Origin of the sequence: Synechococcus sp. EJ6-Ellesmere, from assembly GCF_024345875.1 — a bacterium.
GTDB classification, from domain to species: Bacteria; Cyanobacteriota; Cyanobacteriia; order PCC-6307; family Cyanobiaceae; genus Regnicoccus_A; species Regnicoccus_A antarcticus.
In genome coordinates this window covers 1-23,371 of the sequence record NZ_JAGQBY010000036.1, presented here as the reverse complement: position 1 = coordinate 23,371, position 23,371 = coordinate 1, and the positions used below count along the sequence as shown (strand labels likewise).

At 60.5% G+C, this 23,371-nt stretch carries 20 protein-coding genes; 15 read left to right on the top strand and 5 right to left on the bottom strand.

What is annotated here, in order from left to right:
* Positions 1–333: 333 nt before the first annotated feature.
* Complete coding sequence (locus KBY78_RS05835; RefSeq protein WP_255142802.1) at positions 334–846, top strand: hypothetical protein; 513 nt, start codon at positions 334–336, stop codon at positions 844–846.
* A 437-nt stretch (positions 847–1,283) separates the two neighbouring features.
* Here KBY78_RS05835 and KBY78_RS05830 read toward each other — a convergent pair whose 3' ends face one another.
* Entirely contained in the window at positions 1,284–2,807 is a 1,524-nt protein-coding gene (locus tag KBY78_RS05830; RefSeq protein ID WP_255142801.1) for a cytochrome P450, read from the bottom strand.
* A 177-nt stretch (positions 2,808–2,984) separates the two neighbouring features.
* Between KBY78_RS05830 and KBY78_RS05825 the strand changes: the two genes are divergently transcribed.
* Positions 2,985–3,401: a transposase gene (locus KBY78_RS05825; protein WP_255142800.1), complete on the top strand. Its 417-nt coding sequence runs from the start codon at positions 2,985–2,987 to the stop codon at positions 3,399–3,401.
* Positions 3,402–3,722: 321 nt separating this feature from the next.
* On the opposite strand, the gene KBY78_RS05820 is transcribed toward KBY78_RS05825, so the two are convergent.
* Entirely contained in the window at positions 3,723–4,190 is a 468-nt protein-coding gene (locus KBY78_RS05820) for a GIY-YIG nuclease family protein (RefSeq protein ID WP_255142799.1), read from the bottom strand.
* Between the two features lie 220 nt (positions 4,191–4,410).
* Between KBY78_RS05820 and KBY78_RS05815 the strand changes: the two genes are divergently transcribed.
* Both KBY78_RS05815 and KBY78_RS05810 read left to right on the top strand, forming a co-directional pair.
* A complete protein-coding gene (locus tag KBY78_RS05815; RefSeq protein WP_255142798.1) occupies positions 4,411–4,899 on the top strand; it encodes a hypothetical protein in 489 nt (162 codons plus the stop codon).
* 916 nt (positions 4,900–5,815) lie between these two features.
* Positions 5,816–6,754 carry a hypothetical protein gene (locus KBY78_RS05810; RefSeq protein WP_255142797.1) on the top strand — a complete coding sequence of 313 codons (939 nt, stop codon included), beginning with the start codon at positions 5,816–5,818 and terminating at the stop codon, positions 6,752–6,754.
* A gap of 63 nt (positions 6,755–6,817) precedes the next feature.
* Here the strand turns inward: KBY78_RS05810 and KBY78_RS05805 are convergent, their stop codons facing one another.
* Positions 6,818–7,993 carry a site-specific integrase gene (locus KBY78_RS05805; protein WP_255142796.1) on the bottom strand — a complete coding sequence of 392 codons (1,176 nt, stop codon included), beginning with the start codon at positions 7,991–7,993 and terminating at the stop codon, positions 6,818–6,820.
* A 1,122-nt stretch (positions 7,994–9,115) separates the two neighbouring features.
* Between KBY78_RS05805 and KBY78_RS05800 the strand changes: the two genes are divergently transcribed.
* The 4 genes from KBY78_RS05800 to KBY78_RS05785 all read left to right on the top strand — a co-directional run bounded on the left by KBY78_RS05800 (position 9,116) and on the right by KBY78_RS05785 (position 11,446).
* Entirely contained in the window at positions 9,116–9,613 is a 498-nt protein-coding gene (locus KBY78_RS05800; RefSeq protein WP_255142795.1) for an SLOG family protein, read from the top strand.
* A gap of 48 nt (positions 9,614–9,661) precedes the next feature.
* Entirely contained in the window at positions 9,662–10,303 is a 642-nt protein-coding gene (locus KBY78_RS05795) for a siphovirus Gp157 family protein (RefSeq protein ID WP_255142793.1), read from the top strand.
* 85 nt (positions 10,304–10,388) lie between these two features.
* Positions 10,389–10,601: a hypothetical protein gene (locus KBY78_RS05790; protein ID WP_255142792.1), complete on the top strand. Its 213-nt coding sequence runs from the start codon at positions 10,389–10,391 to the stop codon at positions 10,599–10,601.
* 35 nt (positions 10,602–10,636) lie between these two features.
* Positions 10,637–11,446, top strand: coding sequence for an RAD52 family DNA repair protein (locus KBY78_RS05785; protein WP_255142791.1), 810 nt, complete (start codon positions 10,637–10,639; stop codon positions 11,444–11,446).
* Between the two features lie 28 nt (positions 11,447–11,474).
* On the opposite strand, the gene KBY78_RS05780 is transcribed toward KBY78_RS05785, so the two are convergent.
* Complete coding sequence (locus KBY78_RS05780; RefSeq protein ID WP_255142790.1) at positions 11,475–11,798, bottom strand: hypothetical protein; 324 nt, start codon at positions 11,796–11,798, stop codon at positions 11,475–11,477.
* Between the two features lie 712 nt (positions 11,799–12,510).
* Here KBY78_RS05780 and KBY78_RS05775 point away from each other — a divergent pair.
* Positions 12,511–12,795, top strand: a complete 285-nt coding sequence (locus KBY78_RS05775; RefSeq protein WP_255142789.1) for a galactose oxidase — start codon at positions 12,511–12,513, stop codon at positions 12,793–12,795.
* 7 nt (positions 12,796–12,802) lie between these two features.
* Positions 12,803–13,054 (top strand): DUF1651 domain-containing protein, encoded by a 252-nt coding sequence (locus tag KBY78_RS05770; RefSeq protein ID WP_255142788.1) that lies wholly within the window; start codon positions 12,803–12,805, stop codon positions 13,052–13,054.
* A gap of 504 nt (positions 13,055–13,558) precedes the next feature.
* Here KBY78_RS05770 and KBY78_RS05765 read toward each other — a convergent pair.
* A complete protein-coding gene (locus tag KBY78_RS05765; RefSeq protein ID WP_255142787.1) occupies positions 13,559–14,122 on the bottom strand; it encodes a DUF4236 domain-containing protein in 564 nt (187 codons plus the stop codon).
* A 345-nt stretch (positions 14,123–14,467) separates the two neighbouring features.
* Between KBY78_RS05765 and KBY78_RS05760 the strand changes: the two genes are divergently transcribed.
* The 5 genes from KBY78_RS05760 to KBY78_RS05740 all read left to right on the top strand — a co-directional run bounded on the left by KBY78_RS05760 (position 14,468) and on the right by KBY78_RS05740 (position 23,260).
* Positions 14,468–15,133, top strand: a complete 666-nt coding sequence (locus KBY78_RS05760; RefSeq protein WP_255142786.1) for a hypothetical protein — start codon at positions 14,468–14,470, stop codon at positions 15,131–15,133.
* Positions 15,133–15,480, top strand: a complete 348-nt coding sequence (locus tag KBY78_RS05755) for a thermonuclease family protein (protein WP_255142785.1) — start codon at positions 15,133–15,135, stop codon at positions 15,478–15,480. Before KBY78_RS05760 ends, KBY78_RS05755 begins: the two co-directional genes overlap by 1 nt.
* 225 nt (positions 15,481–15,705) lie before the next feature.
* A complete protein-coding gene (locus KBY78_RS05750) occupies positions 15,706–18,186 on the top strand; it encodes an AAA family ATPase (RefSeq protein ID WP_255142784.1) in 2,481 nt (826 codons plus the stop codon).
* A gap of 221 nt (positions 18,187–18,407) precedes the next feature.
* Positions 18,408–21,641 (top strand): DISARM system SNF2-like helicase DrmD, encoded by a 3,234-nt coding sequence (gene drmD / locus KBY78_RS05745; protein WP_255142783.1) that lies wholly within the window; start codon positions 18,408–18,410, stop codon positions 21,639–21,641.
* The gene (locus KBY78_RS05740; RefSeq protein ID WP_255142782.1) at positions 21,638–23,260 is read left to right on the top strand and encodes a hypothetical protein; all 1,623 of its coding nucleotides are present in this window, start codon (positions 21,638–21,640) and stop codon (positions 23,258–23,260) included. The genes drmD and KBY78_RS05740 overlap by 4 nt, the downstream gene beginning before the upstream one ends.
* Positions 23,261–23,371 lie beyond the last annotated feature (111 nt).

The following is a 23,371-nucleotide window of genomic DNA, read 5'->3' as shown; positions in this document are numbered from 1 at the left end:
CATCTGTCGTGTCGCCTGCGGTGGCTCTGTTTTTGCTGCCGCCTCCCCCTGCCATGGCAGGGGGAGAAGCGGGCGGAACCCGCCTACGTAATTGACGCGACCCGCCTACGTAGTTGACACCGGGCAACGCTGCATGAGGCCCGGCAGTATTTCAACCAGCAGGTGTTGCGCAGTGCGCCCCGTGCTGAAGCTACGAGTGCTGAATACGTGGCCATGGCCTTCACCGCCCTCATCGCTGAAGCCCAGACATACCTTCAGCTTGATGAGGGAGAGAAGGCGGCCCGAACCCTGCGCCAGGGATTGACGGACCTGCGTCCTGGCCTGACCCAGCTGATGAATGCCGTGCTCAAAAACAGCGCCACCTATCTCAGGCCCGACTTCTGGGGACAAGTGGATCTGGACTTCATCCTCTGGTTGACCAATGGCTTCAAGAGAATGCAGCGAGCACCAGGGGAACGTGCTGAATGGATCAGTGCCAACGAGTTGTTCGACAAATTGCGCCCACAGCTGGGTGATGCATTCAAGAGCTCCGAGGACTGGCACGGAGAGATTCCTTTGGCAGTGGTCGATACGAGCGGCGTTGACCACTGGCGGATCGGACCCATGGATCAGGGCGTCGACAAGGCAAAACGGTTCAAGCTGGTCAAGCAAGAACTGGCCAAGGGGCTGGCCAAGATCGCCGCGCTGGTCGAAGGCCACGATCGGCTATGCGGCCAGGTGCTCCAACTTGAGGAGCTCCACCGCCTTGGGATCAAGCCCAGCGAGTTGGAATCCATGCGGGCCCTTCCTGAAGGCCAGGCGGCTGTGGTGATGCTGGATCGGATCCAGCATCCGGAGCTCGCGTGAGCAAACGGCTGATCGAGGAGTGGCTGCCGGACGCCGTCATCAGCGACAGTCAGCAACGAGTGCAGCCTCTCCTGAACGTGGAGGCAGATCGCCTTCTAGTGATTAACATTCAAGCGCCTTGATTGACCCTATTACGGCTGTAACTTACGCCCACATTGTCAATCAAGCAGAGAGCTATGGGGATTTCTCCTGCATATGCTTTTTCACATTGCCTCGATGCAGCCAGGAACATTGCGACTGGCTTCGAGAAGAATCTCGGAGAATGCCCTCTTGGGCTGAACATAAAAGCCCTTAATCTCTCTGAGGAGCTTGGAACTGGGGCAAAGGGGATTGATGACCTCGATCGCATTCCATTCTCTGCAGGAGTGGATCTTGTGGGGAAGGCAGTCTATGAGACTGATGAAGAATTGAAAGACCGATTGGCTGCAATCCTGCCACTACAGGGCTCGGGGCCGGAACCGCACGGGCATGCCGTCGGCGGGATAGATCAGCAGGTTCTGCTGCTGGTTTTCAAGCGATGCCGCGCCGTTCACAAGCTCCCAGTCGTAATGGCGAAGCAGCAGAGCCAGCATCACGGTGGCCTCCAGCATCGCCAGATGCTCCCCGATGCAGCGGTGGGCACCGGAGCCGAAGTCGATCATTGGGGGCGCCTGGCGCTCCGCTCCTACCTGGAGCCAGCGTTCCGGCAGGAACTCCAACGGCCTGGGGAAGGCCTGGGGATCACGCCCGGCCCCCAACATCGACCAGATCAGGGTGGTTCCGACCGGAACCAGGCCGACCCCTTCCAACTCAGTCTCCTTCACCACCTGCAGGGACGTGGATCCCGAGGCCACCGAAAACAGGCGCAACGTTTCCTTGATGACGCCCCGCACAACATCCAGTTCGCTGATGCAGAGCGGCGTCAGGCCACCATGCCGCTCCCACGCCTCATCGACAGCCTGCCTGGCCCGGCCCAGGACGTCGGGATGGAGGGCCAGGGATCCTGCGGCGAAGGAGAGGGTGTGAGCGGTGGTATCGGTGCCGGCGATCAGAAATTCGATGGCCTCGGCAATCAGGGAGTCCTGGTCGTAGCGGGTCTCCTTGGCCGCCATGCGCACCAGCAGCGACTGGCGGAACAGGGGGGTGATGCTCGCCTCGTCGACGGTTTCACCGTCCCTCAGCCGCAGGGCGAGGGACACCCGGGGGGCGAGCAAATCCTCCAGCTGCTGGCTGGCTGCCCAGTACTGCCGCGAGGCCCGGGTCGGGAGGAACTTCATCCAGCGGCTCTCGCCGGTGGCGAGGCGGAGAAAGCGGTAACCCAGCACGGCCATGGCGTCATAAGTGCGGGCCACATCCAGGGGCGGGCCCTCGGGAGTCGCGACCCCTTCCTGCAGAGGGATGCCCAGCATCAGGGCGGCGATGACCCGCATGGCCATCTTCACGAACAGGGGATCAAGCGCGATGGCCTGCCCGGGCGGTGCCTGCTCAATACGCTCCAAGACCTGCGCGCTGGCCTGCTGGAGCAGAGGCAGGTGGCCGGCGATGCTGGCGGCGGTGAATTCGGGATTCCAAGCTCTACGCCGCCACTGCCATCCGGGGCCGTCCTCGCCGATCAGAATCGGGCCGCGCATGTCATTCCAGGCCCGCCGCGTTCCGGGGGAGCGGACCAGGCTGCCGGAGCGCATCCCCTGCACGATCGTGTTCTCGATCAGTTCAGGCCGGCTGAGCACGACGACGGGCTTTCCAGCCCAGTACACGTACACCGGCCCATAGACCTGGCTCCAGGCGTGCAGGAGCTGAAAAAAGCGCTTGTGGCGCACGGCAGAGAGCACCGCTGGAATGTTGCCGAGCAGGGGCACACCCTGTGGCGAAGGAAGCTTCCGCAGGGGCGCAAAGTGTCGATGCCGCCGCCAAGCACCCCAGCCCAAAAGACTCGCCACTGCCACGAGCAACGTGGTGATCAGCCATGGCACCTGGATCATCACAGCAGAACCCCTAAGTGTGTTTTCTCGCCAGATCATTCAGCGATCAGCAGGCGCTGGAGGCATTACTGATCGCTGAGGCCACGAGAGCCATGTGGCATCTGTGACCGTTACAGATCCCCCGATAGAGGGGTTGCCAAAGGTTTCGATTCTCCGTTATAGGGTCATCTGTAGCGCTTGAAGGTTCCCCATGGCCCTAGGTGTGTAGTCCCACCAGGTTCAGCTAACAGTGCTCTCGGCATCAGCCGAGACGTTCTACCAGAGAAGAATATCATCGCTGACACCGCTGGTGAGATCAGCTTCTGCTATAAGGACAACTGGGGCCAAGAGCAGATCCGCACGATGCCAGGTGCCGAGTCTCTCTGGCTGCTTCTGAGGCACGTGCTGCCACGACGTTTTTGGCGCGTGCGGGATTTTGGCATTCTGCATGCGAACTGCAAACGGCTGGTTCAGCTCTTGCAGCTTGTTCTCAGGGTTCCTATACCGTCGCCACGACTCTCCCTGCAACGTTCACCGGTTCTCTGCCAGTCTTGCGGAAAAGCGATGACACTGATCGCCAGGATGCTCCGAATCACTGAGCATCAGTTGTGTTGAGCTGAGGTCATTATGCTGATCATAGTCATGGGTTCATAGCCAGAAGGCATCCGCATGCGGCTCTGTAGAATGCGATCGGCGTCACGATATGCAGCCGCAGCTAGGCCGTGGTCGTACAGTGCGAAACAAGCAACAGAAACATCCATGAAGCCAGGCTGCTGGCCATTCTCCTGGTTGTCAAATCTGAACCAGACCTGAATTCAGGCGGGACGAATCTACCGAAGGTGGCTGCTCAGAAGCGTCAAAGGGCTTGTCCAACACAGGATAAGATCGTAGCTGCGCACGATCTATCCTTGTTCGTTGGGCAGCACCGGCACCTCCTCAGTGGTTCTCGAAGTCATTGAACGGGGTCTCTAGTATGGTCGCAGCATAGATCTCAAGGAGTGCCTGACGCGTGGCGTCGACCTCTTCTACGAAACGGAGATCCATCGACCTAATGCGAGCCTTTGCGGCAGAGAACGCGGGACCAAAGACGGAGTCTTTCTCAAGTTCACTCCGTGAGCCTGAACTCTTGTAGGAGGCCTGTGTGCGCCCTGTCTCCTGACGGGCGATCCGAAACGCAAAGGTAGCAGTGTTGTGGTTGCTGCTTGCTCGACAGTGGTTCTGGAGCCGTCTCTTCAGGTTATTGGTACGGCCAACGTAGAGATGAATGTCGCCATCCGAGAACAAGTAAATGCCTCTCTTTGGAATCGACTGGGGAAGCTTCTCCGCATGCACAGGCTCCATCTCCATGAGTTTCTGGAAGGTCGGCTCCAGGGACTCAACTACTTTGGCGAACTTGGTGTTCACTCGCCTGCTCCGATGTCTGCCCAACGCTGCCCCTGAGTTGCAGGCAAGCGCAAGGATGGATATAGTGCATCGCAGGTGGCCTGTCCACTCTAGGGGCATGTTCGGATCTCTAAGGGGGGCTACCGCTCAAGTGCCTACCCCGACCACCCTGAGATGGATAACTTACAACCCCAATCGACTGAGCAATGTTACTATTTTGTCTTAGGACACCTTATTGAAGATGAAGAATGAACATGTTACTAGGACCCTCATCGCGCTTTTGATCCTGGGTGGATGTACTGCCATTCAAGCCGGGCCAAAGTTTTTATGGAGCAGTAATGTATTCAAGAAAGCAGAGGGCATGAACTGGATATGCGTTGGATCTATGCGTGTCGGCGAGATCGTCAACCCAGTTACATGGTTCTTCCCTCCGCCCGCGAGGCACTATTTTGTAAAGCAGGACAAAGCGCTGTTATTACCCGATTCGTCAACAGAGTGGATAGTGCAGAAAAACATGATTGACTTTGATGAAGGGCAAATTACTTATTACTATCTCTATGACACTGTGAGCAACAAAGGCGCATATATTTCGAGCAATTCAGCCTCCGAGTCAGACTTCAAGAAAAATATTAGCAACCCAGACTGGAAAGATCTGGAAACCGAATGGGATAAGAATATATTGAGATGGCTAAAGGACGGGAAGCCGCTTAACCCAAGCTACTGCAGTTAAAGAAGCCCTCCCCCACTGAAGTCCGCTCGGTCTGACCCATCCACCAGGGGGCCTTACCGACGACCATGAAACCAACCTATGAGAGCGCTGTGCGTAACCAGATCCACCAGCGCATGAGCCCAAGCTCAACAGGTAGGACATAGGAATAGCGAATCTATTCTACCCAAACGTTATCTCGAAACATTTTTAGCACTGAATATTCTCAGTAACCATGTCTTATTCTGCGTAACCTTACCTCTATGGAGGCGATTGACTTTTTGCATGTAATGAGATTTCGCACCGCCTCCCGAGACGCTATGTCGTGATGCGAAGAAGGTAACACCATTTTCTCGGCTTCACGCAATAAGTACGTTGCTTCGATAAAGGCCGACTCAAGATCATCAATATAGTGAGACAGGAGGAGTGGCCGACCTTTCTTGCCAGATACCTGTGGTTTTCTGTTAAAGCGAAATGCCAACGGCCTACCGCGACTTTATTGCTGTTTAGAGTATTCCTAGTCCTGATTCAAGTCAAGAGTTTCCTGGCCTGTAGGAGCCAGAAGCGGATTGCCAAACTTTTGTCATTACCACTGGCTCACCTGGATCGGGTGCACCGCGTGGTCGGCTGTGATCTCAAGGATCGTCTTGCGGCCACTGATCGCCTCGATGGCGACCCTGGCCTTGAACTCGGAGCTATGGGTAGGTCGCTTGCTTATCGGTGGGTAGGAGCCCCTTTCAAGGGCGGTGCCCCGCCTCAGAGGTTAACAATGGGACCAGTCCAGTAAATCCAATCCACCTTAGACTGATCGAGACCTTGCATAATACTTCTGAGACTCCTAATGTGGGAATTTAGCTTATCCACTCGAGCTTTGTACTTACCGTCAGCGGCCCGGCATGTTGCGACTTTAGTCCTTTCGCTTTATTTATTATTCGTATCTTTGGCTCCAGCCCTGGCAGGACGAGTCATCGACATAACTGATGAAGAAACTAAAGAGTTTTGCAGTGCCAATCCCGAAAAATGTGAAACACGCTGGGCCTGGGAGTACACTATTGGCGCAATAGCTTTTCTTTTTATCCTGAAGTTTGGCTTGAAGTTCGCTACTGGGTTGTCCAGACATCGGATTCCTGGGCCAGGAGAGGAAAAATATGTCAAGCCCTCCGATAGAGTAAAAGTGTCTCATCTAATCCCTGGCAAGAAACACGTACAACCGTGGTCAAAGAGCGATGCGATTGCTTTTTATCTTGCGATACAATCAAAACTTCCTAAGGTTTCCTCGCAAGATCTCTTCACTAGCATTGAGCGATTAAAGTCGGCCGGTCTTACAAGTAGGAAACTTACTTCTGAACAGAGGCTTTCTATTGCTGCAATGCTTGATGAAGACCCGCTTAGCGAGATAGGGTCGCTGCCTACAAGTTCAATTATTGCGCTTGCAATATTTATAGTTACACGAAGATTCCCGCCAGATGATAGTGAAACCGGGGTAGCTTTTAGATTTAGCAGGCTGGTGTTTGTGACGGTCATTGCTCAAGCCTTAAAGGAGGTTAAAGAATTTGATGAGAACTTCTTTTCCACCCTTGTTCGCTTGCAGGCGCAGATTTCCACAGCACTCACTCAGGAAGATAGCACCGTAATGGATGAGTGGCAGGATTATTACTTTTCTAATGAGACATGGCTTAAAGACTTCTATGCTCCAATGGTTTTAATGGCGACGATCCCCTTTCATTTAGATCCTGGCGTGAAAGTCGATCCTTTGCATTGGGCCGAATGGTACTGTAAATGCCTAGTAGAGGTTCTTACATATAGCCTTGGCGACTCTTCAAAGCAAGCCTGGGCAAAAGAAGCACTTGCTCCATTTTCGAACTCAATGAATGAGTGAAAAACTGTATGCGTTCAGGGGGTGGGATAACGATGAAAAGTGGCGGATCTGAAGGGCACGGGGTTAACCCACTTCCCCTGGGGCTGTGCTCCCGGTCCTCCCCGCCAGCGCCCTCGCGAATGCCGCCGCCGTACCCGTCTGCGACGCCCACGGATAGGAGCGCAGATGCACCTCCAAAGAGTGCCCCATGCTCAGCGCCACGCTGCCGGGGTCGATCCCCAGCTGGTGGGCCCTGAGGCTGTAGCCGTGGCGGAAGCTGTAGGGCACCGCCCTCTCCCCCCGCGCCTCGAGCCGCTGCCTGAGCGATCGCCAACCGTCCTGCCGGCCGAGGTAGGTGGCCAAGGCATCCGAGGCTCCAGGCACCGATCCCAGCGGCGGCAGCTCGATCAGACCTGCTCGCCAGCGCTCCAGCAGGTTCCACTGCGGCCGCCCACCGTCCCAGTCCGTCAGCGGCAGCGGATGAATCCGCCGCGGCGCCGTCATGCCGCCACCGCTGCGCTTGCGGTACGAACACCACCAGATCCAGTCCCCACTGCCCGGCTCCTGTCGCACCGCCAGGTGCTGTAGCTCGATCGGCCTGAGCCCCAGCTCCGCCAGCAGCCGCAGGGCATCCGCCCAGCGCAGACCCGGCGCATCGCTTGGCAGCCCATCAATCAGCGCCAGGATCTCCAGGTCACTCAGCGCGTCACCCTTGCGGTGTCCGGGGGCAGTCGCGGCAGCCGAAACCCCAATGCAGGAGCGCAGATCAGCCGGTGGCCGCCAAAGCTCAGGAAAGTGCTCCCGCTCGACGCAGTGCCGCAGGAACTGGGCCAGGCTCTGGGCGCGAATCTGCCGCATCCGGCTGCCAGGCGCCCAGTCCCGCAGGCAGGCATCGAGCAGATCGACCGTGCTACCCGGCGGCTGGCCGCTCTCCAGCAGCTGCAGCGCCATGGTCAGCACAGGCTCGTAGCTCGTAGCCCAGGTGGTCGGCTTGATCGCCGCGCCATGCTCCAGCTTCTGGCGGCGGAAAGCCACCAAGGCGGCACTCCAGTCCCGCTGACTGTTCACCGCCTTGCCGTCGGCAATTTCTCCCGCCTCCTGAAGGCCATGGCCCTGGAGAGTCAGCAGGTAGACGTTGCGAACCCGGGCAAGAATCGCCCCGACTTCAAGCCGCGTCCAGGCGAAGGGAAGCACCAGCGACTCCATCGACCCACCCGGCTTGCGGATCAGCAGCCGCACCCCACCGCGCTGTTCACGCACGGACCAGCCCTTCGCCGTAGAGGTACGAACGGCGCCACGCAAGCCCTGCTCCCATGCGGCGTCATGGCTGACCCTTGGCACATGCTGAGCACAAACTGAGCACAAAAATACCCGACACTGCCCGTTCAGGCCAGTTCAACACCAGTCAGGAAGCCAGTTCTGGACAGACTTTCCAGTCACCGGGCTCCCCCTAGATACGCTTTGGGAGCACTAGGTCGCAGGTTCGAATCCTGTCGCCCCGACTGACTTTTCAGGGATTGGCCAAGGGGGATGGGAGAGATTCGGGGAGAGATTCCCGGTCTCCCACCCCTTCCCCCTTGGGTGCTGGCTTCTGCTCGGATCGCTTCGCGTGATCGTGAGGCCCTGCCCTGCACTGGTTTGACGCAACCTCAAGCAGCAGGCTTCCCGCTGAATGGGCAGTCAGGCTTGTTGGTCATGGACCATCGCCAACCCGTCTGGCCTTCATCGGCTGCAGCCCCACCAGTAGGTGGTGAACACCAATGAGCAGGTGAAGCAAGGCCGTGCAGGGCTCGAGAGCTCTCTCCCATGGGAGAGGTTTTGAGTACCCCAGCAGCGGAGCGATGTCGGCATCCGCTCTCAAGAGTTTGCCCATCAAAACCCTCTGAGGCCAGGAGGAGCTCCGATCGGCGACGGCCGTACTTCAGCGTGCCACGGCTGCGCCGTGGCGTGCATCGGCCAACCGCCGCCGCCCTCCGCTCGGGGCGGTGGTGGGGGCAGCTGGCAGGGCCTCTCTCCCGCGGCTGCGGTGTCATGGCGGGCTGTCCGCTGGCAGGTGGTGGATGGGGGCACTGATTGCAAAGGATTGCCTCGCGCGGCTGCGCGGCTGTCCGTCAGGCCTGGGTCCCACGCCAGCCGTAAAGATGGCCAGTTAGCTGTCATTCAATCCAGGCTCGTGAGCATGAGCCAGAATCCCTAAGGTCATTGTGGCTGCAGCGCCTCTGGCGCACCTAAAGTGCATTTGTACTGGTAGAATAAGGGCTACGCCAAAGGCCCCGAGCCCATCGCCTGCGGCAACGTCATCCCCTGATCTCGCCATCACCGCCGCATATGTCTGAGCGGCCGTGATGCCCCGGTCAGTTGTCACGCACGGCAACTGATTCCATGGCTGTTTGTCCTTCTTCCAGGCCCGTCATCGGCGCCGGTCGCTCCCTTGTGATCGTGGCCGGCGGCGGTCGTGATCTGGCCTGGCCCCATCAGCGCGTGGCCGCTGAGCTGCTCGCCCGCAGCGGCAGCCGGCTGGTCCATCTGCTGCTCCACGGCGGAGCTCGCGGCGCCGATGCCGCCATCGCCCGTGCTGCCCATCAGCTGGGCTGGTCGGCTCTCGTCCTGCCTGCCGAGTGGCGGCGCCATGGCCGGGCCGCCGGGCCGATCCGCAACCGGGAGCTGCTCGAGCTGGCCGTTGCCCGCGCCGAGGCCCACACCTCTCCTGATGACTCCACCTCGGTGCTGGTGGTGGCGTTCCCCGGTGGCGCAGGCACGGCCTCGTTGGTCCAGCAGGCCCGCCGCATGGCTTCCCGTTCGCCGGTGCCGATCGCCGTGGTGGAAGTCAGCCCATCAGCCGGCCGCTGGGCCGATCCGGCTGCGGCCTCTTGCCTCTGAAGCCTTCCTCGCCACTTGGCGCCCCTGTCCCATTCCCCTCTCACTGTCATGCCTGTTCTCACCCCCATCCCCACCGCTTCCGCCGCTCTCGCCATTGCCCCAGCAGTGGCTCCCCAACAAGCCGCCGGCCCGGCATGCTCCCTGCAGCGCTCTGGCTCCCTGTGGCAGCTGGGCATCGAGGCCCAGGAGCTCACCACCGCCATCGGCCAACTGGCCGAGCAGCTGGAGTCCGATGACCCCGAGCAACACCAGTCAGCCCTCGCTGAGCTGGAGGCCGCCCTGCTGGCCGAGGAGGGCAACAAGCAGGCCCTCGCCGCCAAGGCCGATGCCACCTGCTGGGTGATTGAGCACCTGCGCGGCCAGGCCGCCTACCGCCAGCAGCAGGCCAAGCGGCTCACCGAGCTGTCGCGCTCCGATGGGAGCCGGGCTGATGCCCTGGAGGAATCTCTGGTGCAGGTCCTCACCCGCCTGGAGCCTGGCGCCACCCGCTTCTCGTTCCCCAACCACGAGCTCAGCAGCCGCCGGTCCCAGGTCGTGGTGATCGACGACGAGCAGGCTCTCGATCCCGAGTGGTTGACGGTGAAAACCACCAGCCAGCCCGATAAGGCCGCCATCAAGGAGGCCCTCAAGGCCGGCCAGCAGATCCCTGGCGCCCAGCTCCTCTCCCGCCGCTCCTGGCGCATCCACTGAGGGGGCAGTGCCCCCTCGTTATGGGCCTGCTGCAGGGGCAGGCCCAGGTCATCCATTCAGAGCCATCACCAGATCACCAGAACCCATGGATCTCTCCACCTACGGCAGCACCAGCTCCACCACCACACCCACCAGCCCGCGGCCCAGGGGCCACATCTGGTCCACACGGCTCGCCAGCTGGGTGGTGCCGATCACCCGAAAGCCGGGCCGGCGGCCCTCGCCGGATCACATCCACTGCAGCGAGCCGCCCTGCTGGGTGTTGATCGAGCCGCTGCCGCCTGAAACCTCCGCCCACTGATCCCGGTCCCTCCTCCCGCTCACCCCCTCACTGCCATGCCCTGCACCTTCTCCACCGAGCAGATCGCCTCTCTCTCCGCCCCCCTCGATCGCGCCAAGGTGCGCCAGCGCGAGCAGGGCCGCTCCAAGGTCAGCTACCTGGAGGGGTGGCAAGTGATCGCCGAGGCCAATCGGATCTTCGGGTTCGATGGCTGGCAGCGGGAAACCATCCAGACCCGTTGCGTCAACCAGTCCGAGCGCCCCATCGGTGCCAGGGGCACGGGCCGGGAAGCCAGGCCCGGCTGGGGTGTCACCTACACCGCCCGGGTGCGCATCACCGTCGGGGCAGCCGCTCAGATCCCAGTGATCCGGGAAGGCTGCGGTGCCGGCCACGGCATCGACGCCGATCTGGGCCAGGCCCATGAATCGGCCCTCAAGGAAGCGGAAACCGATGCCATGAAGCGGGCGCTGATGACCTTCGGGAACCCGTTCGGCCTGGCGCTCTACGACAAGCAGCAACGCGAAGTCACCCACTCGGCAGGGGAGAACGGCGTTCCTCCGCCTGCCAGTGCCAGCAACGGCACACGAACGATCCATCGCAGCCCCTCCCCCGTGGCCCCGACCGCCGCCGCAGCGGAAGCCAGCGACGACCCAGGCCTAACGCCCCTCGAGTCGGCCGTCATCCACCAGGTCCTCGCCACCCGGCGCGGTCTGCCCCGGCCGGTGCTGGAGGGCTTCACCACGGCGTTCCGCAAGCGGTTCCAGGTGCCCCAGGAGGCCACCTCCATCGCCGATCGGATCCTCCAGAAGCGTCATCACGACTGGATCGAGGCCTACCTGGTACAGCACCAGCAGGTCGCTGCCTGATGGAGGGATCATCTGGGGGGGCTGTCAGCTAGGAGGTCTCCTCGGGGTTGAATCGCGCCGTGTCGGCATCAACCCAGCCACCAAAGGAGAACATGGGACGGATGCCAGACAAGGGTGAACATTGCTCGGCGATGTGCCGCTGCACCTCTTCGCTCTGGAGGTGCAACGGCAACACTTCCAGGCAGGCGCTCCCAGTGGCCAAAGCGAGCTCTTGGCCTGTCATCAGCGGGAGAAGATTCAGGTCCCCGAAGTGCTCAGAGGTGGCGAACGCCAGCAGCTTGTCGCCTTCGGGGTCTTCGAAGTAGGCAACCGTGTAGAAGGTGCCGGAGGGCCCTTTCGCTGTCGTCACCACCTTGTGGAGCAGGGCTCGCGTCGGTTGATCCGTCCCCATCGTTTCGCTCTCCCCTCAGGCGTGATCGACTGCCGTCCCTGGCCGGGACATCCCCATCGATGTCACCTGGTGGGAGCGGTTGAGCGGCGCAGACCCAGTCCCACCCCATGGATGGGCGGTTGTGGAGTCGTGCGGATCGGGCTCCGGAGGCTGCCCGTGATGATTCAGCATGAAGGGGCTCCAATACCAGTGGAGTAACCCGCAAGGGGAGGCTCAGGGAGGTCAGAGTCCCTGGGCCCTTCTTGCGTGGAAGGGCCGTGCCGTGCGGACTCCAAGGTCTAGCACCGGCTTCTGGCCACTTCACGGGGGCTTGCCACCACTGGGGGAGTCCGGCGTCTGATCGACCTCCAGATTCGGTGGTCATCCCTAGGATCGCCCTCTGGTGATCCGGCTCCGGGAGTCCCGCGGTTGGGCATCCCGAGAACCGCCGCAACCTCATTCCAGAGGGATCAAGCAAAAGCATTGCGCTGCAACGGTTCTCACTGCTCTCAATAAGGGAGCGTGTGCCAGTCGCAGAAGTGTTAGTGGCTCAGGCTTTCTTCGCTCCAGCCAGGGCCCGAGGCCCGCTCGCCCCGGCAGGGCTCTCGGTCGGCCAGTGGGTTGCGGTCATCGAGCAGCCGAAGGTCGCAACAGGGGGAACCGTGCTAGTACAGGCGTACGCATCGAATGGTCCATGGCGGTTCCCCGTCCCTCTCCAGCAGCACTGGCCGCCCGGCCCGATAGTCCGATCGAGGAGTGGCCCTATCTCGATGAGGCTGTGCTGCTCAAGACCCGCAGCCGCAAGGTCTGCATGACCTGCCACTGGTTCAGGCACCACGTTGGTGTGAACTGCATCCCGGTGCTCACCTGCCAGCTGCACCAGGGCCTGATCACCCACGGCGAGCACCTCACTAGCCGCTGCCAGGGTTGGACCGATGACATGACGCGGCAACGGGGCTGGGCGCCGGAGGTGGCATGAGCAGGGCATGGCCACCAGCAAACGACCTCCGCTTTCCCCCAAGGAGGGTTGGCTCAGCGACGGCCGCCAGGTGCTGCACTTCCGGCCGGTCCGCTACGACCGCTGGAGTCAGAGGCTCGAGGTGGTCAGCGGTGAGCTGCTACCAGGAGAGCTCATCCCGCTGCTCAAGCACCGCCGGGAGTACAGCCGCGAGGAGGCCATCAGGCTCTGGGGTGAGAAACGCAAGGCCGGCTGGGCAGCCTGCGGTCCCCAGTGGTGAGCAAGGCCTTCCTGGCCGAGCTTGGTGGCTTGGAGCCGTGATCGGCTTGCCGTACTGACAAGGCGGGCCAGCGGATCTATTAACGAATCAGAGGCCTCGACCCGGACGGTGTAGATCCACAACCCGGCAACCGGCCCAAGGGCGCTCGACTCGGGGCGCCCTTTCTATTGGGGCCATCTCCAGCACCCGAAGACACAACAAAGCCCGGCGACGAGGCCACCGGGCTTTGATCATGGTTTGGTTGGCGGAGCTGCTGACGCTGGCACCTGGGGCCAGGGTTCCAGTGGGGCTTCCCGATGGGTCCAGGGCACCTAGGGCGGTGCAATGGACGGCGGCGACGTCACACGCCAGGGAAACCAGTGATCCGTTGAGAGTGTTGGAGCAGGGGCCGGATCGTCAGCGCACTCCTGGCGGCTGCTCAGGTGGGGTGTCTTCCATGCTCTGGAGCCTCCCGGTGTCGATGGACTAACGATCGGTCGGCCAGCCGTCTGGGGCAATAGGGCTTTATGCCTGCCTCAGCCAGCCCCGGGCTGATGCCAGGCGGGCCGCATCGGTTGCCGCTTCGATGCAGCGGTGAGCGCGCCTTTTGGCGTCGCCCTGGCTCTGAGCGCGCAGCAGGTAGGCCTCCATCGCCTCTGGAGTTTCGATCACCGCCAGGAAGTGGTCAGCGGTTCGTGCACCGAGCGAGCCACCGCTGAGCAAGCGGCTCACCAGGCCCAGCTCCCAGAGCTGCCGGCCCGCTGAGCCGGGCGAGAAGAGCTGCTGGTGCAGCACCTCCAGGAGTTTGTGTTTGAGGCTCTCCAGCTGGCCGGGCCGCAGGCGGCGGCTGTTGGGCAGTCCCGCCGCCGCTTCGGCCGGGATCGCTGCGGGGCGATCCGCAGTTTGTTCCACACTCCAGCTCAGGCCACTGCCCGGAAGCCCCACCGTGGTGCGAGGGCCGCCGCTGCGGCTCACCGGGATGTTGAACGAGGCTCCGCGGCCACCAACCGAAATAGAACTCAGGCCGCTCTTGGCGAAGTTGAAGCGCAGGGGGCCCAGGCGGGCGGAGCGGCGAAAGCGGAAGGCCATGGTGATCAGCGGTGCTTGATGCAGGTGCTGCCGGAACTGATCCGGCCCAGAAGGCAACAGCTCAGCTTGCACAGCGGGCACAGCAGGTGCTGGCCGGATCCCCTGCGCACCCAAGTATCCGGCGGCTTTCGGTCAACGGAGATCGACTTGGAGGCGCACCAGGCCCTCGCGACAGTTGATGCGTGCCGACTCACATGTCCCCGAGATCAAAGCGGGCCCGCCAACAGGAGCTCGGTGGAAGCGACGGACAAAGGATCCCCATAACAAGTCCTAGCACCCAATGCCTGGCCTTGAATGGCTGCAGACCCCCAGTTCTCAGCTGCGGTCACCCCGCCTGTGAGCACGATGCCCACCAACAACCAGACCGTTAGCTGCATCAGCGCAGAGCGCGGTGCCCTGGTGTTCTGGGCGCCAGGTCAGCAGCCCCGGAGGTTTAACAGCCGCGTGCAGATCATCGATGTGTTCTCTCTGCAGGTGGCCACGGGCTACAGCCGCGATCCGCAGGGCCGACTGCTGCTGGAGGCGCAGACGTCAGTGGCGGCAGGTCGTAGCTGGACGCTGGCCAAGGCCGCTCAGCTGATCCGCAACGACGCCCGCCCGCACCGCTGGGTGGCGTTGCAGATGGACAAGCGCGCCTGGGGCCTGTTCTGGGCCGGGGGCGGGCTGCAGCGCTGCCGTGAACTCCTTGCTGATCGGGTCAGTGATGCAGAGGCCTGTTCCGCACTCGTGCCGGCTACCCCGGAAACCCTGCTGCGCCTGATGCTCGACCTGGAACCACATCAGCACGAGGTCCCCAGCAGATCGTGGCAGCCGGAACCGGCACCGCCGGGGATGCCTCCAAGGGCCGCAGTTGGCCCCAACCCCTGGCAGCTGGTTGCTTGGACTTCACTGGCCTGGCTGGTCTTGCTGGGGATCACCGTTGCCGGGTTCCTGGCCGTGCTGGAGCGCCAGGATCGCAAGTTGGAACTGCTGCTGCAGCGCACCGCACCTGCGGAGTCCATCCGCCCCTGATGCGGGAGGCGGTCCTCCCCTGGCTCCTGTGTGTTGGGGCCCTGCTGCCTTGGCTGGCTGTTGGCGAAACCCGCGCTGCCACAGTGCTCTCGATCGGTGATGGCGACACCATCCGTGTGCTGGAAGACGGCAAGCGGATCACGGTGCGGCTGGCCTGCATCGATGCACCGGAGCTGGCCCAGAGCCCCTTCGGCCAGCAGACCCGCCAGAATCTGCAGACGCGGCTACCGATCGGTACGCCGGTGACGCTCGCCGTCAAAGGCATCGACCGCTACGGGCGCCCCGTGGCCGAGGTGATCGGCAAGACCAACCTGGGCCTGAAGATGGTGGAGGTCGCTCAGACCTGATCACCAACGTGGCTATGGCCCTGAGGCGACAGCGGCGCTGGTGCCGTTGTGGAAGCGAACCATCGTCTTTGCGGTAAGCGCTTGGCGGCCCTCCTGTCGCTGCCTGAGGAGTCGCTGGAGCCGGCGTACACGAGCAAGTGCTGGCGATGAGCAGCGTCAAGATCGCGCCTACGTAGTGGACACGATGCAAACGACGTAGAATCCAATCAAGAAGGATTGCGAGTAATGCACTTCCGCTTTCGCGAGCTCCTAAACGAGTGCAAAGAGCTTGAATCACAGTCAGATGTAAAATTATCATGCGCAGCCCTGTGGAGGATCTTAATTCAACATGTTTCGATCAGCCTCGTTGAGCTCGTAATTCATTACCGAGTCAGGCGAAACCAGGCAAAAATACTGGACGGGCTTCCAATCGCCGAAATTGTTCAGCCATCAGATGGAACAACGTGTCGCATAATCCGACAGCTCATTGATTTCTGTGAAACCGAGTATGTACCGAGGATAAGTCAAGAATTCTACAAAGTCAGCCAAGAGAGAACGCTTGAGTGTTGGCAGCTGCTAGATCGGGGTCAAAAGCATAATGCTGACAACCTACTTCTCTCGCTAGCAGCAAGGAGGAATGATGACATCCTTGGCCATGGCCTGCCTTCTGAAATTAATACGGCAGCAGAGCTATCGGCCATAGAGTATCTGTTTGAATGCTTTATGCGTTCAGGTCTTGTGCCATCTGCAAACCCAGAGGACGACAGTCTGTATCTTACTGACAAGAATGGCGAACATGTTGTGCTCCGATTACTAAGGAGCCATGACGGACATCTTAGCGTATATCGCCGAATTAAAAGACTTTCAGCTGAAAAGAGCAAAGTAGAAGTTCAGGTAGAACGCGGCCTTAGAGAAAAGTCGAAAGATTCCTATACTGTCGAGTTCCCCCTTGATGTAAGTATTAATGCCAGCCTTAACAAGAGGTATTCGTTTTCGAGGGCAGTGGATAATTGGTCTCCGTTTCTCTTGGTTCCCGAGCGAGAGACAGAGACATTCACTGGCAGGCAGGCAGAGATAGAGGAAATCAGTGAGTGGCTAGACGATGTCGATTCAAGAGCCTGCCTAATCTATGGTGATGGTGGCATAGGTAAGACCACCTTCATTCTTGAATTTGTGCACCGCCTTCTTGAAGGCGTCATTACTTCGACTTACAAGCCCGAGATCATCACATTTTTTACTGCTAAACGAACACGCTGGGGTATTAGAGGGTTGCAGATAATCGATACCCGCTCACCTGCTCTTGATGATGTAGCACATGAAATACTAATGGCACTTGAAGGCAGTTTGCAAAAAGACTGGTACGTACCAAGTGGCAAAGATCTCATTGAAAAACTGGCAGACTTCTTGAGCCGCGAGTATGGGATAAATCGCAAGGATCATCTGTTAATCCTTGATAACACCGAGACTTTTGCCGCAAGCCCATCTGAGGTAGACAGATTATCTAAAGAGCTTCGCGTAATATCCCAGAAGCTAGGGCGAGTCATTGTTACTTCTCGCAGGAGAGAGAAGTTTGAAGCACGTCATATTGAAATGCCCCCTTTATCGACCGCGGAATCTATTGATCTTCTAAGGAAAAGGGCAGCTGAACTTGATCTAAAGTCTGTACTACAAGCTGGAGCGTCGACTTTGAACCGGATAGCGAAAACTTGCGGATGCAAGCCACTAATACTCGAAGTATTTATACAGGCTGTCAGAACATCTCCCAGTGGATCAATCGATGAAGGCAGGGCCAGGGTCGTGAGGATGCAAAGAGAAGACCTAGGTGAATTCTTGTACTCTGATGCCTGGGACCGCCTAAATATTGAAATGAAACATCTACTGTTGCTCATGACGAAAATAGGCCAAGTTCATAATGACACCTCTTTCAATCTCTGCTGCGATGAAGTTGGAATATCATCCATGGATGCAAATGACGCCCTCGAGGAGAGCAGAGGCATAGCAAGAATAATCGCGTTTGATCGATCAACTCAAATATCATTTACTCATCAATTCATGGATTTTGCCAAAGACAGGAAAATTATGATTGATGGAAGTGAGGCTCCGGATCCAAAGATTGTTCAAAAGGTGTCGAAGAGATTCTCCGTGTTTCTCGCGAACTCAACAGTTCAAGTCGCCGATCGGATACAGCGCGCTTTTCGGCATCCCTACGCAAAGGCGGCTTATGAAGCCTACATGGATGACAAATATACCGAATGCGCTGAGATGTACGACCTCGCACTCCTTGAGGATCCGGATAATCCATGGCTTTATGATCGATATGCGTATAGCCTGATGATGAAGTTAAACAATCTGAAAAAGGCGTTTGAAATGACCATGCGCTCGACTCAGCTTTGTGATGATGACCCTGACATATGGTTTACCCGAGGAATGATCGAGCGTAAACAGAGAAAAATGAATGATGCATTTACGTCTTTTACTAAGGCGGAGGCCCTCGGCAAGCCTAAGCATCTTTGTCATCTCCAAAAAAGCTATGCTGCTATGCACTCCTCTCCACCACTACTTCCACTAGCGCGCACTGAACTCAATAAAGCAAGACGGTCGGCTCCTTCTGACGATCCTTATATGCTTAGATTTGAGGATGATTTATTCTATGCCGAATGCGCTTTGGAGCAGCTGTCAGATCGTCGCAAGAAGATCGGTTTTGACCCAATGAAATCCAAGTCTTAAGCGAGCTCTTGCCAAACAAGCCAAATATAAGCTAGAACGCATTTTGCAGAAAACAATAAATCTCCTACTGCAGTCTAGTGAGTTAGCTGGAGCCTGGCCTTGGTGCCATTGGCAAGTTCTAGTCCTGCGTCTTAAGCCAATTTCACTTTTTATGGCTACCCTCAGCCTGGATAACCCATCCCCCCAACCGAGATGATCTCAAACAGGTTGGAGCAGAACTGATGGTCCCCCGCGTCGGCCTGTTCGCCACTGTCCGCAACCGCCGCGGGCTCACTACGAGCGTCGAGCCGTTCGACGGCCCGATAGGGCGGCTGCACCTGGTTCAGATCGAATACCAAGACGATCAGTTCCCGCGTGATGAGCGCCTGATCTGGGAGCTGGAACCGGCCAGCCGGCTGCTGGAGCCCACGGCCCTACCCAACGTCGGCTCTGGCGACCCCATGCCGGCTGAGGATTTCGACGCGTTGCTGCGTGCCACGCGCTGGTCGGCCGCCACACCGTTCCTTGACCCGGATGGCTTGGGGCCGCTCGAACGCCTGCCGGTGGCCAGCCCATTCCACGGTGCGGTGCAGGTCGACGACTTCCAGCTGGTGCCACTGCTCAAGGCACTGCGGATGCCACGCGTCAACCTGCTGCTGGCCGACGATGTAGGCCTGGGCAAGACCGTTGAAGCAGGGCTGATCCTGACCGAACTGCTGTTGCGTCGCCGCCTGCAGCGGGTACTGGTGCTCACCCCCGCCTCTCTGCGGCTGCAGTGGCGCGATGAGATGTGGGACAAGTTCTCGCTGCCCTTTGATCTGGTCGACCGTGCCCAGACCCATGCACTGCGCCGGCGCCTAGGGATGGATGCCAACCCCTGGCGATCCTTCAGCCGGATCATCGCCTCTTATCACTACCTGCGGCAGGAGGACGTGCTTGAGCAGTTCCTTGCCGCTTGCCGCACTCCAGAGGGCTCACCGCACCTGCCCTGGGACCTGCTGATCGTCGATGAGTGCCACAACCTGATGCCGTCGGCCTTTGGCGACGACAGCGACCTGTGCCGCATGCTGCGGCTGCTGGCACCCCAGTTCGAGCACCGACTGTTCCTGAGCGCCACGCCTCACAACGGGCACACGCGCTGCTTCACGGGCTTGCTGGAGATCCTCGATCCGGTTCGCTTCAGTCAGACCGACCAGCTCCGGGAAGCCGAGCGCGGACGGGTGCAACAGGTGGTGATCCGCCGCCTCAAGCGTGAGATCAACGCCCGTACCAACCCGCCGAAGTTCTGCACGCGCCTGGCCCCGCAGGCGCTGGTGCTGAGCCTGACACCGCAGGAGGTGGCACTGAGCGAGGCCTTTGATGATTTCCGTAAGACGATCCACAAACTGATCGCGGCTGAGCGCAGTGGCCGCCGGCGTTCTGGGACTTTCGCGGTCGAAATCCTTGGCAAGCGTCTGCTGTCCTGCGCAGTGGCCTTCGCCGACTCGTGGCGGCGCAGCAAGGCAGGGCTCGCTGAAGACCAGGAGGCAGCAGACGCTGAGGTACAGGCGGCCCGCCGCAACCTGGAGGCAGAAACCGGCGATGACCGTGAGATGCAGTCACGGGTGGCGACGGCTGCTGGGGTCGTCGGTGCCTGGCTCAAGGGCGTGGCTCCATCTCTTGAGGCCGAGATCAGCGCTATTGATCGGGCCATTGCCGGGCTTGGGCTCAATCGCGAAACCGGCGAGCTGACCGAAGTCGACCCGGTTGCCGACTCGCGCTACAGCGCCCTGGAAGCCCTGATTGAACGGCTGCTGCGGAAGGAAGGCAGCTGGCGTGATGACGAGCGCCTGGTGGTTTTCACCGAGTACAAGACCACCCTCGACTACCTGGTGCGGCGTCTCACCTCGCGGTTTGGCGAGGAGCAGGTGCTCACCCTGTTTGGCGGCATGGACGATGTGGAGCGAGGCGATGTGAAGCGCTGGTTCAACGACCCGTTGCACCCGGTTCGGGTCCTGGTCGCCACCGATGCGGCAGCCGAGGGCCTCAACCTGCAGCGCACCGCGCGCTACCTCCTCCACTTCGACTGCCCGTGGAACCCTTCACGGATTGAGCAGCGCAATGGCCGCATCGACCGACACGGCCAGCCGCGTGACGTCACGATCTTCCACTTCGTGACCGACCAGGACCAGGACCTTGCTTTCCTGGCCCACGTGATCCGCAAGGCGGATGAAATCCGAGAGGACCTCGGCTCGGCGAACGAGATCTTCGATGAAGCCGCGCACCGCAGGCTGATCGCAGGGGAGAGCGCCAGCGATGTCCAGGCCGCTCTGGACCTCCACCTTGCCCAGGCCAAAGGCCGGGTCCGCATCGAAGCCGATGCAACAGTCGACACCGGCGCCGAAGGGCAGGCCGCCGAGGTGCAGATCAAGGCCCTGGCTGCTGAGATTGACCTGGATCCCGCTGCCCTGCGCGACACGTTGGAGTCGGCGATGGCCGTACGGGGCGGCCGTCCACAGCTCGATTGCTCGGAGTTGCCGCAGACCTGCAAGCTCCTCAACCCATCACTTCCGGGCTGGAGTGAGGTGATCGACGAGTCGCTCAGGCGACCGCAGCAAGGCGGCATCCTCGGGCCGGTGTCGCGCCTTGCCTTTGACGCAGCCCCATTCCTCGATGAAATCGGCGGCCGCTTGGTGTTCTCGCCCAGGCCCGATGTGCTGATGGCCCACCTGTCGCACCCGATGCTGCAGCACGCCATTTCCACCCTCTCCCGCCGCCGCTTCCCAGGCACTGGTGAGGAAGTCTCCCGCTGGACCGTCCGGCTGGCGCCCTTGCCTGCGGGCACTGATGCCTGGATTTTGCTCAGCGTCGAAGAGCTGGCTGTCAACAATCTGCGTGAGACCTTCCACCACTGGGTTCGCACCCTGGTGTTGCCAGTGATCGATGGTCAGCTGCGCCCCGCGCTGCCGCACCGCAGTGCTCTGGATCTACGCGGTGGTGAGGTGACGGTCGACCGGGCGCATCTCGATGCCGGGCGGGCCATCGTTGAGGAGATCGAACCAGAGCTCAAAATGCTGCTGGGGCAACACGCCAACCAGCTAACCGAATCCCTGCGGGAGCAGCTCGATGAATCGGGCAAACAGGCACGGCAGGACGAAGAACAGCGCTACCGGAGTCGTCAGGGCGAGGTGTCGACCCTGATCACCGAGAACACGCTGGCCAAGCTGGAGCGCGAGATCGAAGCGCTGAAAGCTGAACGCCTGCAGGGCACCCTGTTTGACGAGGCACAGAGGCTGGATGCGATCGATCGATCGATCGAAGAAAAGCGGGCTGAGATTGACCGCCGCACCCGGCACCACGAAGAAGTGCGTTTCCAACTGGAGCGTGAGCGAGAACGCATCCTGAAGTTCCTCCTGCCCAACCGCCATTCGATGTCTGACCCGGCGCAGGTGTTCCCGGTATCCATCGAGGTGCGGCTGCCAGGAGGTGTGCGATGAGCGAGGCAGCACTGCCCGGCTGGGATCGGCTGCGTCACGGCGGCCTTCTGCTGGATCCACCGCGGCTGCAGACCATCGCAGCCCTGCAACCAGGCCCGCTGGGGGGTTACCACGATCAGGAGTTGAGACGGCAGGCAGCTGCGTTGCTAGCGGGTGAAGGCGAAGCCTCCGCCTTCGTCGCCTTTGTGCTCGAACGGGTGTGCGGGTTCGCCCAAGGCATTGGCGCATGGTCACGTGGTTCGGCCATTGGAGCGGAATGGAACCGCCGCACACCAACGGGCGAAACCATCAAGCCACGCCATCTCTGGCGCGGCGCTCACGGTGCCCTGCTGCCGGTGTTTCTCGACTCGGAACGGCAGGTGGGTATCGGCCGTGGCCGCCGCACCGCCAGCCAGGTTGTGCAGTGGCTTCGGGCTGGAGGCGAGCGGCTGGCCCTGCTCACCAACGGGCGGCAGTGGCGCTTGATCTTTGCCGGGCTGGATTTTGACGCCTGGTGTGAGTGGGACGTCGATCTCTGGTTTGAGGAGGGAGAGCTCTCACCTCAGGTGCAGGCACTGCGCACCCTGCTGTCGCCGCAGGCCTGGACACCTCTGGCGGACGACCAGCCAGGACCTTTGCTCCAAGCGGTGCTCGACAGCCGCAAGGGGCAGGCTGAACTGTCAGCTGCACTCGGCGAGAGGGTGCGGGAAGCCGTGGAGCTGCTGGTACAGAGCCATGGGGAAGTCCTGCAAGAGCAATGCGCAGACACCAATCCGGCAGACATCTACCGCGCTGCGGTGCGAGTGGTGATGCGGCTTGTGGTGGTGCTGTTCGCGGAATCTCGTGATCTGCTGCCACGCGACAACGCGCTGTACCACGGGGCCTACGGCGTTGGTGGCTTGCTCGAGGAGCTGGAGAAGACAGCGGCACGTGGCGGCAGCCGCCTGGCCCGCTCCTGGAGCGCCTGGCCGAGGTTGTTGGCACTGTTCCGGCTCGTCCATCAAGGCAGCCATCACCCGGCACTGCCAGTTCCCGCCTACGGCGGAGAACTGTTCGAGCCCGCAGTGGATGGTGACAGGGCCACAGACGGACTTCATCGCGCTCTGCACGTCTTCGAAACCGCGGCGTTCGACACCAACCGTGGGGTGTTCCCCGACCGGGATGTGCACCGGATGCTGGAAAAGATCAGCCGCACCCGAGTCAAGCTCCGCCAAGGGCGGCAGAAGACCTGGGTCACGGTGCCGGTCGACTTCTCAGATCTCTCCAGCGAATACATCGGAATCCTCTATGAGGGCCTGCTCGACTTCGAACTGAAGACCGCTCCTTCCGGGGATCCCGTCATTTTCCTGGCGGTGGGCAACCAGCCGGCACTGCCGCTCTCACGGCTTGAAGAGATGGAAGACAGGGCTTTGGCTGCCTTGCTCGAAAAGATGAAGGACACCAGTTCCGGTGATGACGAGGCGTCCGAAGACGTTGACGAAGCTCCCGATGAGGCAGAGGGAGATGGCACTGGCGACGGCGAAGATGGCGACGAAGACGCTGATGACACCGCAGATGAGGAAAGCGTCGACACCGACGACGACCGCCATGTGACGCGCACCCGCGCGGAAGTCTGGGCGCGTCGGGTAGCGCCCCTTTGAGTGGTGTAACTCAGAAGGTCCTGTGACCCTGTCTGGAGGGTGAACAGGTGCAGCCAGAGGATGACTGCTCAGGAGCTGATTGTGCAGCTCCATTCAATCACTATGAACCCT

What these genes read in the sequence shown, in the direction of transcription:
- KBY78_RS05755 (WP_255142785.1), top strand. Translation starts at nt 15,133, where the DNA reads ATGCGGGAGGCGGTCCTCCCCTGGCTCCTGTGTGTTGGGGCCCTGCTG.
- KBY78_RS05800 (WP_255142795.1), top strand. Translation starts at nt 9,116, where the DNA reads ATGGCTGTTTGTCCTTCTTCCAGGCCCGTCATCGGCGCCGGTCGCTCC.
- KBY78_RS05785 (WP_255142791.1), top strand. Translation starts at nt 10,637, where the DNA reads ATGCCCTGCACCTTCTCCACCGAGCAGATCGCCTCTCTCTCCGCCCCC.
- KBY78_RS05740 (WP_255142782.1), top strand. Translation starts at nt 21,638, where the DNA reads ATGAGCGAGGCAGCACTGCCCGGCTGGGATCGGCTGCGTCACGGCGGC.
- KBY78_RS05775 (WP_255142789.1), top strand. Translation starts at nt 12,511, where the DNA reads ATGGCGGTTCCCCGTCCCTCTCCAGCAGCACTGGCCGCCCGGCCCGAT.
- KBY78_RS05770 (WP_255142788.1), top strand. Translation starts at nt 12,803, where the DNA reads ATGGCCACCAGCAAACGACCTCCGCTTTCCCCCAAGGAGGGTTGGCTC.
- KBY78_RS05835 (WP_255142802.1), top strand. Translation starts at nt 334, where the DNA reads ATGAATGCCGTGCTCAAAAACAGCGCCACCTATCTCAGGCCCGACTTC.
- KBY78_RS05750 (WP_255142784.1), top strand. Translation starts at nt 15,706, where the DNA reads ATGCACTTCCGCTTTCGCGAGCTCCTAAACGAGTGCAAAGAGCTTGAA.
- drmD (WP_255142783.1), top strand. Translation starts at nt 18,408, where the DNA reads ATGGTCCCCCGCGTCGGCCTGTTCGCCACTGTCCGCAACCGCCGCGGG.
- KBY78_RS05760 (WP_255142786.1), top strand. Translation starts at nt 14,468, where the DNA reads ATGCCCACCAACAACCAGACCGTTAGCTGCATCAGCGCAGAGCGCGGT.
- KBY78_RS05795 (WP_255142793.1), top strand. Translation starts at nt 9,662, where the DNA reads ATGCCTGTTCTCACCCCCATCCCCACCGCTTCCGCCGCTCTCGCCATT.
- KBY78_RS05790 (WP_255142792.1), top strand. Translation starts at nt 10,389, where the DNA reads ATGGATCTCTCCACCTACGGCAGCACCAGCTCCACCACCACACCCACC.
- KBY78_RS05830 (WP_255142801.1), bottom strand. Translation starts at nt 2,807, where the DNA reads ATGATCCAGGTGCCATGGCTGATCACCACGTTGCTCGTGGCAGTGGCG.
- KBY78_RS05815 (WP_255142798.1), top strand. Translation starts at nt 4,411, where the DNA reads ATGAAGAATGAACATGTTACTAGGACCCTCATCGCGCTTTTGATCCTG.
- KBY78_RS05765 (WP_255142787.1), bottom strand. Translation starts at nt 14,122, where the DNA reads ATGGCCTTCCGCTTTCGCCGCTCCGCCCGCCTGGGCCCCCTGCGCTTC.